We start from the raw sequence: 12,874 nt of genomic DNA on the forward strand, positions 1-12,874 counted from the left end.
CAGGCGTTCGGGTCGGATGAGCAGGGGATCGTACAGGGGCGGCTCGACGCCGGTGGGGTGGAACGCCAACCGCTATGTCGCGCCCTCGCTGACCGGCCGCACGCGCAAGGGCAAGGCCCTGATCAAGGACCTCACTGCCCGCACCGCCCAGAGCCGCGCCGAGCAGGCTGAGCAGGACGCCCGCGCCCGCAAGCGGCACGGGATCGCCGAGCCCAAGGCCAAGACCGGCGTGACCACCGCCACGGCCGCCAGCACGGGCCGCTCGGGGGTGGCGGGCGAGGCCCGCAAGCGCCTGAAAGCCGGCGGCCGCCAGGCCTTTACCGTGACCGTGGTGCGCCGGAAGCGGCCGCGGACTAAGCCAGCAGGCCCTTGAGGCGGTAGAGGGCGTCCATGGCCTCGCGGGGGCTCATGCCGTCGGGGTCGAGGGCGCGGAGGGCCTCCTCCACCGGCGAGGGGCCGTACTTCGCCTCGGGTTCGGCCACGGCGGCGAAGAGGGGCAGGTCCTCCAGGTGCGCGGGCGCGCCGGCCTCGCGCTCCAGCCGCTCCAGCACCTGCTTCGCCCGGGCGACCACCGCGGGCGGCACGCCGGCCAGCTTGGCCACCTGCACGCCGTACGACCGGTCGGCGGGGCCGGGGCCGGCCTCGTGCAGGAAGATCAGCTCACCGTTCCACTCCTTGGCCTTGAGCGACAGGTTGGAGACGTACGGCAGCCGGTCCTCCAGCACCGCGAGCTCGTGGTAGTGGGTGGCGAACAGCGCCCGGCAGCGGCTGGTCTCGTGCAGGTGCTCGACGCAGGCCCAGGCGATGGCCAGGCCGTCGTAGGTGGCGGTGCCGCGGCCGATCTCATCCAGGATCACCAGGCTGCGGGGCGTGGCCTGGGTCAGGATCGCGGCGGTCTCGACCATCTCCAGCATGAAGGTGGAGCGGCCTCGGGCCAGGTCGTCGCCGGCCCCGACGCGGCTGAAGAGGCGGTCCACGACCCCGATCCGCAGCCGCCTGGCCGGCACGAAGCAGCCGGCCTGGGCGAGCACGGCCAGCAGCGCGTTCTGGCGCAGGAAGGTCGACTTGCCGGCCATGTTCGGGCCGGTGACGATCGAGAGCCGCGCGGCGACCACGCCCTGGCCGTCGAGGCGGCAGTCGTTGGGGGTGAAGGCCTCGCCCGCGCGGCGGACGGCGGCCTCGACCACCGGATGGCGGGCGGCCTCGGCCTCGAAGGCGGTGGAGCGGTCCACCACCGGCCGGGTCGCGCCGGCGTCCTCGGCCCACTCGGCGAGGCCCGAGGCGACGTCCAGCCGCGCGGCCGCCTCTGCGGCGGCCTGGATCGGGGCGGCGACGGCTCTGGCGGCCTCACGCCAGGCCTCGAAGGTCTCGACCTCGATGGCCAGCGCCCGCTCGGCGGCCTGGGCGATCCTAGCGTCCAGTTCGGCCAGCTCGACGGTCGTGAAGCGGACCTGGTTGGCGAGCGTCTGGCGGTGGATGAAGGTGGCGTTCAGCGGCGGCGCCATCAGCGGCTCGGCCGCCTTGGCGGTGCATTCGACGAAATAGCCCAGCACCGCGTTGTGGCGGACCTTCAGGGCCACGCCGCTCTCCTCGGCCAGCCGCGCCTCGAGCTGGGCGATCACCCGCCGGCTGTCGTCCCGCAGGGCCCGGGCCTGGTCCAGCTCGGGGCGGACGCCTTCGGCCACGAAGCCGCCGTCGCGGGCCAGCGCCGGCAGGTCCGCGCCGAGGCCGGCGGCCAGCAGGTCGCGGAACGCCGCGAGCTCGGGCCGGCGCGAGACGTCCAGCGCCGCCACCGCCTCGGCAACCTCTGCGGGAAGGTCCACCAGCGGGTCCTTCGTCGCCGCGAAGAGCCCGGTCACCGCCTCGCCGGCCGCCAGGCCGTCGCGCAGGGCGCCCAGATCGCGCGGGCCGCCCCGGCCGAGCGCCAGGCGCGAGAGGGCGCGGGCCATGTCGGGCGTCCGCTGCAGCGCCTCGCGCAGCCTCTGGCGCTGGGGGCGGTGCTCGCAGAACCAGGCGACCGCGTCGAGGCGGGCGTCGATGGCGGCGGGATCGAGCAGCGGCCGGGCCAGCCGCGCGGCCAGCAGGCGCGCGCCGGGAGCGGTGACGGTGCGGTCGATAGCCGCCAGCAGCGAGCCCTCGCGCGCCCCGGACGTGGCCTTCTCGATCTCCAGGCTGGCGCGGGTGGCCGGGTCGATGACCATGACGTCGGCCTCGCCCGCGCGGCGCGGGGCCGACAGCGCCGGGACCTTGCCGGCCTGTGTGGTCTCGAGGTGGGCGGCGATCAGGCCGAGGGCCGAGACCTCGGCGCCGGAGAGCTGGCCGAAGCCGTCCAGGGTCTCGACGCCGTAGAGGCGCTTCAGGCGCGTCTCCGAGGCCGAGGGCTCGGCCAGCGCCTGCGGCAGCGGCTGGACGAAGCCGCCGGCGGCCTTCAGCGCGGCGTTCACCGCCTCGTCCGAGAACAGCCGGTCGGGGATGAGGATCTCGGAGGGCCCCAGGGCCGCCAGGGTCGAGGCGAGGCCCGCGAGCGTGACGGCCATGCACTCCACCTCGCCGGTGGAGAGCTCGACGCTGGCCACCGCCGCGGCCCCGGCCCGCACGGACACAGCGGCCAGCCGGTTCGCGCCGCGGGCGTCCAGCAGGCCGTCCTCGGTGAGGGTGCCGGGGGTGACGACGCGCACCAGGTCGCGGCGGACCACCGACTTGGAGCCGCGCTTCTTGGCCTCGGCGGGGTCCTCCATCTGCTCGCACAGCGCGACCTTGAAGCCGGCGCGGACGAGCTTGGCGAGGTAGGCCTCGGCCGCATGGACCGGCACGCCGGCCATGGGGATCGGGGCGCCGCCGTGCTGGCCACGCGAGGTCAGGGTGATGCCGAGCGCGGCGGCCGCCTTCTGGGCGTCCTCGAAGAACAGCTCGTAGAAGTCGCCCATGCGGAAGAAGACCAAGGCGTCGGGCTGGCGCGCCTTGGCCTCGAAGAACTGCGCCATCACGGGCGAGGCGCCGGCGGGATCGGGCGTGGCGGTGGTCGTGGGCGCATTCATGGGCGGGCGGAGGTTAACGGGTGCGGGCGAGTCCGGCGACCCCTTGAACCCCGGCCCCGCAGCGCCAAGCTGTGGATGGATGCCGCACTCCGCCCCCAGGAACTCGATCTCGGCGCCGGCCTACGTGATCTTCCCGGCCGGCCCCTCCGACGCCGAGGCGCTGGCCCATGTGCATGTGACGAGCTGGCGCGAGACCTACACGGGCCTGCTGCCGGAAGCCTTCCTGGCGCGGATGTCCGAGGCGGGCTTCGCGCGCCGCTTCGGCCGGGCGCTGAGCCTCGGCGAGGAGGTGACGCTCGCCGCCGGCGACCGGTTCGGCCTAGTGGGCTACGCCTCGGGCGGTCCCTCGCGGCGCGGCGTCCGCGGTGAGGGCGAGATCACCGTCCTCTACCTGCTGCGCCAGGCCCAGGGCGTCGGCCTCGGCCGGCGGCTGCTGGCGCAGACGGCCCGGGCGCTGGCGGCGCGCGGGGCGACTTCGCTGATGATCTCGGTGCTGCGCGAGAACTACGGCGCCCGCGGCTTCTACGAGCACCTGGGAGGCCAGCCCGAACCGGCGCGGCGCGAGCCCGGCCCCGGCGGGACCCCGGTCCACGAGGTCCCCTACGTGTGGCCGGACATCCGGACGGTGACGGGGTGAGCGGACGGCCTTCTTCTCCTCTCCCCCCGCGAAGCGGAGAGGGAGAGGCAGGGAGAGGGTTCGAGCGCAGCAAGGAAACCGCCGCGCTCAGATCGCGCCGGCTTCCTCGGCGGCGTAGGTGAGGGAGACGAAGACGTCCTCGAGGTCGGGGTCCTCGGTGGAGATGTCCTTGATGTGGATCCCCGCCTTGCGGATCGCGGCCAGCACCTGTTCGACGCTGGACTGGCCCGTGCGGTAGCCGACCGAGAAGCCGCCCGAGCGGAGCAGCTTCGTTTCGAAGCCCGGCAGGTCGGGGGCGGCCGCCAGCGGGGACTCGGGCGTGACGAGCACGTTGCGGGTGTCCATGCGGCGCAGCAGGGTCGTCGTCGGCTCGCAGGCGACCACCTGGCCGCGGTTGACGATGGCGATCTGGTCGCAGAGCTCCTGGGCCTCTTCCAGGTAGTGGGTGGTGAGCACGATGGTCACGCCCTGGCGGTTCAGCTCCAGCACATAGTTCCAGAGCTGGCGGCGCAGCTCGACGTCGACCCCGGCGGTGGGCTCGTCGAGGATCAGCACCGGCGGATTGTGGACCATGGCCTTGGCCACCATCAGCCGCCGCTTCATGCCCCCCGAGAGCTGGCGGACGTAGGCCTTGGCCTTGTCGGCGAGGCCAAGGGCGGCGAGCAGCTCGTCGGTCCGGCGCTCCGACTTCGGCACGGCGTACATGCCGGCCGCCACCTCCAGCGCCTCGCGCGGGGTGAAGAACGGGTCGGCGGCGATCTCCTGGGGCACCACGCCGATGGCCGCGCGCGCGTCCCTGGGCCGCTCGTCGATGTCGCGGCCCCAGATGCGGACCGTGCCGGAGGTCTTCTTCGTCAGGCCCGCCAGGATGTTGATGAAGGTGGACTTGCCCGCCCCGTTCGGTCCCAGGAGGCCGAAGATGGATCCCCGGGGAATGGCCAGATCGAGGCCCCTCAGGGCGCGCATCTCGGGCGTGGTCTTGGTGGCGGCGTAGGTCTTGACCAGGCCCCTGGCCTCGATCGCGTATTCTGGAAGGTCCATGGAGTCCAACTTTGGGGAGGGCCGTCGTTGACGGCGAAAGCCGCGGTCGCATAGGTAGGCCCACGCCGCGCCCGAGCCAAGGCGGCGGCTTCAGAGGTTGGTTTTCCGATGGCCCGTAAACTCGTGTCCGCCAAGTCCGCCAAGGCGCAGAAGCGGCCCGAGCCGGCGCCCGCCAAGCCGGCGGTGACGCCCGACCTGCCCCCGCCCGAAGTGGTGACCGTCCGCTCCGGCCGCATCGCCTGCGACGGCGTCGGCGGCGCCCTGGGCCATCCGCGGGTGTGGCTGGAGATGGGCGAGGCGACCTTCGTCGAATGCCCCTACTGCGACCGCCGCTTCGTGCTGGCCGAGGGCAGCGAAGGCGCCGAGGACGAGCGCCTGGCGCCGGGCGTCTACGAAGGCCCGCACGGACACTGACTTCCCTCCCCGCTGGGGAGGGTGCGAGCGCAGCGAGACGGGTGGGGCGGCCTATCCGGCGATGCGGCGCGTGATCGTGACTCCCCCACCCTGCGCGCCTTTCGGCGCGCTGTCCCTCCCCACGAGGGGGAGAGGGCGGGTCGTCAGACCCGGAGCGGCATCAGGATGTACTGGACGTCGGCGTCGGCCGGATCGAGCACCAGGGCCGGGTCGTTCGGGCCGCCGAAGCGCAGCTCGGCCTGCTCGCCCGAGATCTGATCGGTGATGTCCAGCAGGTAGCGGGCGTTGAACGACAGTTCGAAGGGCTCGCCGTCGTAGTCGATCTCGAGCTCCTCGACCGCCTGGCCGGCCTCCATGTTGCGGACCGTGAGGACGACCTTGCCGGCCTCGATGGCCATGCGCACCGAGCGGCTCTTCTCGGCCGAGATGGTGGCCACGCGGTCCACCGCCTGGGCGAACAGCTTGGCGTCGACCATGACGATGCGGTTGTTGTCCTTCGGGATCACCCGCGCGTAGTCGGGGAAGTTCCCGTCGATGACCTTGGAGGTCAGGGCCGCGCCGTCGAACTCGAAGCGGATCTTCTGCGGGCTGACCTGCAGCTCGACCTGTTCGCCGGCGTCCTCCAGCAGGCGGCGGGCTTCGCCGACCGTCTTGCGCGGCACGATCACGCCGGGCGCGCCGGCGGCGCCTTCCGGCGCCGGCATGTCGGCCAGGGCCAGGCGCGAGCCGTCGGTGGCCACCGCCCGCAGGCGCGGCGAGCCGTCCACCACGATCGTGTGCAGGTAGAGGCCGTTCAGGTAGTAGCGGGTCTCCTCGGCCGAGATCGCGAAGCGGGTCTTGTCGATCAGCCGGATGAGGTCGGTGACGTCCACGCCCATGCGGCCCGAGAAGCCCTCGGCCGACATCACCGGGAAGTCGCCCGCCGGCAGGACCGGCAGGTTGAACCGCGAGCGGCCGGCCTGGACCGCCAGCCGCGGGTCCTCGCCCGTGAAGCTCAGCGAGACGTCGGCGCCTTCCGGCAGCTTACGCACGATCTCGTAGAGGGTGTGCGCCGGGGCGGTGATCTGGCCCGGCTGGTCCACCTGAGCCATCGCCTCGTCGATGATCTCCATGTCGAGGTCGGTGGCCGAGAACGTCAGCCGGTCGCGCTCGGCCGACAACAGCACGTTCGACAGGATCGGAATGGTGTTGCGGCGCTCCACCGCGCTCTGCACGTGGCCCAGGGCCCGGAGCAGCGCGGCGCGTTCGATCGTCAGCTTCATTCTTAGGTCCCGGCTCGCCTCTATGCGGGCGCGCGAATCAACCGCGGGCGCCCGCACCCCGAAAGGAAGGGACCTGCGACATTAGCCAAAATCCCCGGTCGGGAAAGAGGCGGCGCCGTCTTTAGGCGCGGGTGTCCACAGACCCGCCTGAAGACCCGCCGGACCCGTCCTCCTCACCGGAGGCGTAAGGATTGCCCTGGGCGTCCCTCTGGCCGCCGCCGTCGGACGCCGCGCCCGCGGCCTTGGCCGCGACCACCACCATGGCCGGCCGCACGAGGCGGCCCAGGAGTTCGTAGCCGGGCTGCAGCACCTGGATGACGCCGCCGGGGGCCACGTCCGAGCCCGGCTGCTCCATCATCGCCTGGTGCTTGTGCGGGTCGAACTTCTCGCCCTTGGGCGGGTCGATCTTCTTCAGGCCGTTGCGCTCGAAGGCGCCCAGCAGCTCCTTGGCGGTCATCTCGACCCCGACGACGAAGTTCTTCACCGCCGTGTCGGCGTGGTCGGCGGGGGCGGCGGTCATCGCCCGGTCGAGGTTGTCGGCGACGCCCAGCAGGTCGCGGGCGAACTTCTGGATGGCGTAGGCGCGGGCGTCGTTCGCCTCGCGCTCGGCGCGGCGCTTGGTGTTCTCGGCCTCGGCCGCATAGCGCAGCACCTGATCCTTCAGGGCCTGGATCTCCGCCTTCAGCGCCGCAACGTCTTCGCCCCCGAAATCGAAGGCCTCGTCGCCGCCCTCGGGCGGGGTGTTCTCTTCGGACATGTCCTACCTGGTCTTACGCGTTCATCACCTGGCCAAGCACGCGGGCGGTGTAGTCCACCAACGGAATGACCCGGGCATAGTTCAGCCGGGCCGGGCCGATCACGCCGATCGCCCCGACCACCCGCTGGGTGCCCGTCATATAGGGCGCCGCGATCACGGCGGAACCGGAAAGCGAGAACAGCCGCGTCTCGGCGCCGATGAAGATGCGCACGCCCTCGCCCTCGCGCACCCCGTCCAGCAGCTGGATCAGCTGCTCCTTCTGCTCCAGGTCCTCGAAGAGGGAGCGCACCCGTTCCAGGTCCTCGATCGCCTCGCGGTCCTCCAAGAGGTTCGCCCGGCCGCGGACGATCAGCGCCCGCTCGTCGCCCTCGCCGCCGCCCCAGGCCGCCAAACCGTCCTCGACGAGGCGGGCGGCGGTGTCGTCCAGCTCGCGGCGGGCTCGCTCCAGCTCGTTCTTCAGGTCGATCTTGGCCTCGGCCAGGGTGCGGCCGCGCATGCGGGCGTTGAGGAAGTTTGACGCCTCCTGCAGGGCCGAGGGGGTCACGCCCATCGGCCGGCGGATCAGCCGGTTCTCCACCGTGCCGTCGTCGAACACCATGATCGCCAGCGTCCGCTCGCCGGACAGCGGCACGAACTCGACGTGTGTCACGCCCGCGTCGCGGATCGGCGTCACCACCACCCCCGCGCCGCCGGCCAGCCCCGAGAGGATCGCCGAGGCCTCGTTCAGCGCGTCCTCGTAGTTGCGGCCGTGGGCGCGCAGGCGGGCCTCGATGTCCCGCCGCTCGGCCTCGGCCACGTCGCCCACCTCCAGCAGGCCGTCGACGAACAGCCGCAGGCCCGCATGGGTCGGCAGGCGGCCGGCGCTGACGTGCGGCGCGCCCAGGAGGCCGAGCTGGGTCAGGTCCTGCATGGTGTTGCGGATCGAGGCCGGCGACAGCGGCAGGCCGCCCTTGGACAGGGTCCGCGAGCCCACCGGCTCGCCCGTCTCCAGATAGCTCTCCACGATGCGGCGGAAGATCTCCCGCGCACGCTCGTCGAGCTCGGCAAGGCCGGCCCCAGGGGCGAAGATCGAATGGGTCACGTCAGCGTTCGAAACCGGTTTCGGGGCGCCCATGGACTGGACCTTCCTGATCTAGGATAAGCGCGGCCTCCACCGGCGCAAGACGCCTGGTCCTTCCGAGAGTTCCCAAGCCATGCGCCCGTCCGACCGCCGCCCCGACCTGCTTCGCCCCGTCACCCTGGAAACCGGCGTCAACCGCTACGCCGAGGGCTCGTGCCTGGCGAGCTTCGGCCACACCAAGGTGCTGGTGACCGCGAGCCTGGAGGAAGGCGTGCCGCCGTTCCTGCGCGGCAAGGGCCAGGGCTGGGTCACCGCCGAGTATGGCATGCTGCCCCGGGCCACCCACACCCGCGGCCGGCGCGAGGCCGCCCAGGGCAAGCAGTCGGGCCGCACCCAGGAGATCCAGCGCCTGATCGGCCGCAGCCTGCGGGCGGTGGTGGACCTGAAGGCGCTCGGCGAGCGGCAGATCACCGTGGACTGCGACGTGGTCCAGGCCGACGGCGGCACGCGCACGGCCGCCATCACCGGCGCCTGGGTCGCCCTGCGGCTGGCCACCCGCTACCTGCTGGAGGAGGGCGTGATAGCCACCGATCCGATCCTCGACCAGGTGGCGGCGATCTCGTGCGGCGTGTTCTCGGGCACGCCGGTCCTCGACCTCGACTACGAGGAGGACTCCAACGCCGAGGCCGACGCCAACTTCGTGCTGACCGGCGCCGGCGACATCGTGGAGATCCAGGCCACCGGCGAGAAGCGCGGCTTCTCCGAGGCGGAATTCGAGGCGCTGTTCGCCCTGGCGCGCAAGGGAATCGGCGAGCTGTGCGAGCTGCAGCGCGCCGCGACCGGCGGCTAATCCAGCTCCTCGTCCAGCGGCGCGTCGTCGGGGCCGGCCTCGTAGACCAGCAGGTCGCCGGGCTGGCAGTCGAGCTCGCGGCAGAGGGCCGCCAGCGTCGAGAAGCGCACCGCGCGCGCCTTGCCGGTCTTCAGGATCGACAGGTTGGCGATGGTGACGCCGACGCGGTCGGCCAGCTCGGTGAGCGACATGCGCCGGTCGAGCAGGACGCGGTCGAGATGCACGCGGATGGGCATGGTCAGATCGTCAGCTCGGCTTCGCGGCGCAGGCGCGCGCCCTCGCGGAACACCTCGGCCAGCACGAAGACCACCAGCACCGAGAACCAGGCGGTGAGGCTGAAGCTGGGCTCGACGTCCGAGACGTCGGGCAGCGCCCAGGCGGTCAGGGCCCAGAGGGCGTAGCGGCCGAGCTCGAGGCCCGCGAGGATGACGCCGATGAGGCGCAGGCGCGCGACGTTGTCGGGATGGAAGGGATCGCCCGCGGTCAGCGTGGCGAAGATGCGGCGCAGGCAGCCCACGATGACCAGGATGCCGGCGAGATAGAGGGCGGCGGCCATCAGGCCGGCGGCGAGGACGGGACCGCGCCGGACGACCTCGCCGGCCTCGGAGTCCAGGGTGACGCCCGACAGGAGATCGGGGTTGAAGCTCAGCAGCACGGCCGCGAGCGTGATGAGGGCGAGCGCGGCGACGCCGATCCACAGGGCGCCGAACACCACGTCGAGGATGATCTTCAGGAAGCTCGAGACGGAACCCGGACCCAAGGCGCGCATGCCGACCCCCAAGAACGTCTAGACCCGCCGCGGCCCGCTCGTCGTCGCCCGGAAGAGGGGCGGGAGCGGGGCCGGGACGGGTCGGACAAACCCCACGCGCCGGAGCCTAGAGGTGGCTGGAGACGATGGCCAGCATGGGGAAGGCGGCCAGGACGACCACGAAGCTCATGGCGGCGCGGTCGATGAAGTTCATGGCGGACGAAAGCATGTCGACGCTCCTTGTGTTGGATGCTGCGCTGCAGCATCTGGGTGGCGGGACCCGATGTCCCTATGGCGATAATCGATACAGCCGCATCGTTTCTCGATCAAATGAACATCGAGTAACGATATTAAATTTTTGCAATGCAACACGGCGGGGCGGCGCTATGGTCCCGCGCCGGTAAAGATGGAGTTAAGCGATGGCCCTGAAGCTCGAGCCCGGGACGCGGCTGGTGGTGGCGACCCACAACCCCGGCAAGGCGCGCGAGCTGGCCGAGATCCTGGACGGCCGCTTCGAGCTGGTGAGCGCGGGCGAGCTCGGCCTGTCCGAGCCCGACGAGACCGAGGCGACCTTCTCCGGCAACGCCCTCCTCAAGGCGCGTGCGGCGGCCGAGGCCAGCGGCCTCATCGCCCTGGCCGACGATTCCGGCCTGTCCGTGGCGGCGCTGGACGGCGCTCCCGGCGTCTATTCCGCCCGCTGGGCGGGACCCGAGAAGGACTTCGCCGCCGCCATGCGCAAGGTCGAGGAACGGCTGGAGGAGGCGGGCGCCGAGGACGTCTCGGCCTGGTTCACCTCGGCCTTGGCGGTGGCCTGGCCAGGCGGCCCGGCGGTCGTGGTGGAAGGCCGGGTGGACGGGATGCTCGTCTTCCCGCCGCGGGGGACGCGGGGCTTCGGCTACGATCCCATCTTCGTCCCCGAGGGCTTCGACCAGACGTTCGGCGAGATGGAGCCGGCGGCCAAGGACGCCATGAGCCACCGCGCCCGGGCGTTCGCCAAGCTGAAGGCCGCGCTGTTGTGACGAGCCGGCCGCGGCCGCTCGGGGGCCCGGTGGGGGTCTACGTCCACTGGCCCTACTGCGCGCGCATCTGCCCCTACTGCGACTTCAACGTCTACCGCGCCCGCGGCCGCGAGGCCGAGGCGCGGGCGCTGGCCTCCGCCATCATTGCGGACCTGCGGGCCCAGGCGGCGCTGACCGGTCCGCGCGAGCTGGTCTCGGTGTTCTTCGGCGGCGGCACCCCCTCGCTGATGGACCCCGCCTGGGCGGGCGAGATCGTCGCCGAAGCCAAACGCCTGTGGTCCCCGGCCGCCGACCTGGAGGTGAGCCTCGAGGCCAATCCCACCGACGCCGAGGCCGACCGCTTCGCCGCGTTCGCCGACGCGGGGGTGAACCGCCTCTCGCTCGGCCTGCAGGCCCTGGACGACGAGGCGCTGAAGCTCCTCGGCCGCAACCACGGCGCGGAGGAGGGCCGACGCGCCGCACGCGCCGCCGCCCGCGCCTTCCCGCGGCTGTCGGTGGACCTGATCTACGCCCGGCCGGGCCAGACGCCGCAGGCCTGGGCGGGGGAGCTGGCGGCGGCGCTCGACCTCGGCCCCGAACACGTCTCGCCCTACCAGCTCACCATCGAGGCGGGCACCGCCTTCGACCGGGCGGTGCGGCGGGGGACCATCGTCCCGCCCGCCGAGGAGCCGGCCGCAGAGCTGTTCGAGACAACCCAGGCGGTGCTGGAGGCCGCCGGCTTCGACGCCTACGAGGTCTCGAACCACGCCCGGGGGGAGGCCGCGCGCTCGCGCCACAACCTCGTCTACTGGCAGGGCCTCGACTACGTCGGTGTCGGCCCCGGCGCGCACGGCCGGATCACGACTCCCGAAGGCCGGCTGGCCACCTTCGCGGCGCCGCGGCCTGCGGACTACATCGAAGGCGCCGGCGGCTCGCGCGAGCGCCTGACGCCCGTGGAGGCCGCCGAGGAGCGGCTGCTGGGCGGCCTGCGGATCGCCGAGGGCGTGGGCCGGGACGAGATCGCCGCGCTGGCGCTGCCCGAGGGGCGCATCGCCCACCTGGTCGAGCTGGGCCTCCTAGCGGACGATCCCTCGCGCCTGCGCGCCACGGCTGAAGGCCGACGGCTGCTGGACGCCGTCACCCGCGCGCTCTTGGCCTAGCCGGCCTTGCCATCGGGGCCGCAAGCGGCGAAGCCTCCGGGCATGGCCCGCGCCCTGCCCCCGCCCGTTCTCGACGACGCCCCGCTGGCGCCCGGCCTCTATGTGGTGGCCACGCCCATCGGCAACCTGCGCGACGTGACCCTGCGGGCCCTCGACGTCCTGGCCCAGGCCGACCTCGTGCTGGCCGAGGACACCCGGGTGGCGGCCAAGCTGCTCTCGGCCTACGGCCTGACCGCGCGGCTGGAGCGCTGCGACGAGCACGGCGAGGCGCGCGCCCTTCCCAAGGCCCTGGCGGCCCTGGAGGCGGGCCAGCGCGTGGCCCTCGTCTCCGACGCCGGCACCCCGCTGGTCTCAGATCCCGGCTTCCGGCTGGTGAAGGCCGCCGCCGAGGCGGGCCATCCGGTGTTCCCGATCCCCGGCGCCTCGGCGCTGCTCGCCGGCCTCTCGGCGGCGGGCCTGCCGACCGACCGCTTCCTGTTCGCGGGCTTTCCGCCGCCGAAGTCCGCCGCCCGCCGGACCTTCCTGGCCGAGGTCGCCGGCGTGCGCGCCACGCTGGTCTTCTTCGAGGGCGGCTCGCGCCTGGCGGCCAGCCTGGCGGACATGGCTGAGGTGCTGGGCGGCGAGCGCGAGGCGGTAGTCTGCCGCGAACTGACCAAGCTCTACGAGACGATCGTGCGGGGCCGCCTCTCCGAGCTCGCCGCCGACCCGCGTTTCGAGGCGCCGAAGGGCGAGATCGTGGTGCTGGTCGGGCCCGGCCGCGAGACCGAGGCGAGCGCGGCCGACGCCGACGCCGCCCTCGCCGAGGCCCTCGCCCGCCTGAAGCCGGCCGACGCCGCCGCCGAGGTGGCCAAGGCCCTGGGGCTGCCCCGGCGCGACCTCTACCGGCGCGCCCTGGAGCTCAAGCGGTGA

Annotated in this window: 14 protein-coding genes; 7 read left to right on the plus strand and 7 right to left on the minus strand. The window is 72.9% G+C overall.

Features of this window, described 5'->3' with window-relative positions:
- Positions 1–16: 16 nt before the first annotated feature.
- Positions 17–373, plus strand: coding sequence for a hypothetical protein (locus tag PHZ_RS19145; RefSeq protein WP_148216920.1), 357 nt, complete (start codon positions 17–19; stop codon positions 371–373).
- Here PHZ_RS19145 and mutS read toward each other — a convergent pair.
- Positions 354–3,038 carry a DNA mismatch repair protein MutS gene (mutS, locus tag PHZ_RS19150; RefSeq protein WP_012524011.1) on the minus strand — a complete coding sequence of 895 codons (2,685 nt, stop codon included), beginning with the start codon at positions 3,036–3,038 and terminating at the stop codon, positions 354–356. The two genes, PHZ_RS19145 and mutS, sit on opposite strands and share 20 nt — an antisense overlap.
- Positions 3,039–3,117: 79 nt before the next feature.
- Here mutS and PHZ_RS19155 point away from each other — a divergent pair, with 79 nt between their 5' ends.
- Positions 3,118–3,675, plus strand: a complete 558-nt coding sequence (locus PHZ_RS19155) for a GNAT family N-acetyltransferase (protein WP_049758351.1) — start codon at positions 3,118–3,120, stop codon at positions 3,673–3,675.
- A gap of 87 nt (positions 3,676–3,762) precedes the next feature.
- Here the strand turns inward: PHZ_RS19155 and PHZ_RS19160 are convergent, their stop codons facing one another.
- Positions 3,763–4,716: an ABC transporter ATP-binding protein gene (locus tag PHZ_RS19160; protein WP_041373721.1), complete on the minus strand. Its 954-nt coding sequence runs from the start codon at positions 4,714–4,716 to the stop codon at positions 3,763–3,765.
- A gap of 108 nt (positions 4,717–4,824) precedes the next feature.
- Between PHZ_RS19160 and PHZ_RS19165 the strand changes: the two genes are divergently transcribed.
- The gene (locus tag PHZ_RS19165; protein WP_012524014.1) at positions 4,825–5,130 is read left to right on the plus strand and encodes a zinc-finger domain-containing protein; all 306 of its coding nucleotides are present in this window, start codon (positions 4,825–4,827) and stop codon (positions 5,128–5,130) included.
- A 143-nt stretch (positions 5,131–5,273) separates the two neighbouring features.
- Here the strand turns inward: PHZ_RS19165 and dnaN are convergent, their stop codons facing one another.
- The 3 genes from dnaN to hrcA all read right to left on the minus strand — a co-directional run bounded on the left by dnaN (position 5,274) and on the right by hrcA (position 8,263).
- Complete coding sequence (gene dnaN / locus PHZ_RS19170) at positions 5,274–6,392, minus strand: DNA polymerase III subunit beta (RefSeq protein WP_012524015.1); 1,119 nt, start codon at positions 6,390–6,392, stop codon at positions 5,274–5,276.
- 121 nt (positions 6,393–6,513) lie between these two features.
- Positions 6,514–7,149, minus strand: coding sequence for a nucleotide exchange factor GrpE (grpE, locus tag PHZ_RS19175; protein WP_012524016.1), 636 nt, complete (start codon positions 7,147–7,149; stop codon positions 6,514–6,516).
- Between the two features lie 13 nt (positions 7,150–7,162).
- Complete coding sequence (hrcA, locus tag PHZ_RS19180) at positions 7,163–8,263, minus strand: heat-inducible transcriptional repressor HrcA (RefSeq protein ID WP_012524017.1); 1,101 nt, start codon at positions 8,261–8,263, stop codon at positions 7,163–7,165.
- Between the two features lie 79 nt (positions 8,264–8,342).
- On the opposite strand from hrcA, the gene rph reads away from it, so the two are divergent.
- On the plus strand, positions 8,343–9,059 hold the full coding sequence (gene rph, locus PHZ_RS19185; protein ID WP_012524018.1) for a ribonuclease PH: 717 nt from the start codon (positions 8,343–8,345) through the stop codon (positions 9,057–9,059).
- Here the strand turns inward: rph and PHZ_RS19190 are convergent.
- Together PHZ_RS19190 and PHZ_RS19195 are read right to left on the minus strand one after the other, a co-directional pair.
- Positions 9,056–9,295: a helix-turn-helix domain-containing protein gene (locus PHZ_RS19190; protein WP_041373722.1), complete on the minus strand. Its 240-nt coding sequence runs from the start codon at positions 9,293–9,295 to the stop codon at positions 9,056–9,058. The two genes, rph and PHZ_RS19190, sit on opposite strands and share 4 nt — an antisense overlap.
- A gap of 2 nt (positions 9,296–9,297) precedes the next feature.
- Positions 9,298–9,828, minus strand: a complete 531-nt coding sequence (locus PHZ_RS19195; protein WP_012524020.1) for a DUF2975 domain-containing protein — start codon at positions 9,826–9,828, stop codon at positions 9,298–9,300.
- A 398-nt stretch (positions 9,829–10,226) separates the two neighbouring features.
- Between PHZ_RS19195 and rdgB the strand changes: the two genes are divergently transcribed.
- The 3 genes from rdgB to rsmI are packed head-to-tail and all read left to right on the plus strand — an operon-like array spanning position 10,227 to position 12,874.
- On the plus strand, positions 10,227–10,826 hold the full coding sequence (gene rdgB, locus PHZ_RS19200; protein WP_012524021.1) for an RdgB/HAM1 family non-canonical purine NTP pyrophosphatase: 600 nt from the start codon (positions 10,227–10,229) through the stop codon (positions 10,824–10,826).
- Between the two features lie 29 nt (positions 10,827–10,855).
- Positions 10,856–11,965, plus strand: a complete 1,110-nt coding sequence (hemW, locus tag PHZ_RS19205) for a radical SAM family heme chaperone HemW (protein ID WP_236611855.1) — start codon at positions 10,856–10,858, stop codon at positions 11,963–11,965.
- A 42-nt stretch (positions 11,966–12,007) separates the two neighbouring features.
- On the plus strand, positions 12,008–12,874 hold the full coding sequence (rsmI, locus tag PHZ_RS19210; RefSeq protein ID WP_012524023.1) for a 16S rRNA (cytidine(1402)-2'-O)-methyltransferase: 867 nt from the start codon (positions 12,008–12,010) through the stop codon (positions 12,872–12,874).

It is taken from the genome of Phenylobacterium zucineum HLK1 (genome assembly GCF_000017265.1).
GTDB classification, from domain to species: domain Bacteria; phylum Pseudomonadota; class Alphaproteobacteria; order Caulobacterales; family Caulobacteraceae; genus Phenylobacterium; species Phenylobacterium zucineum.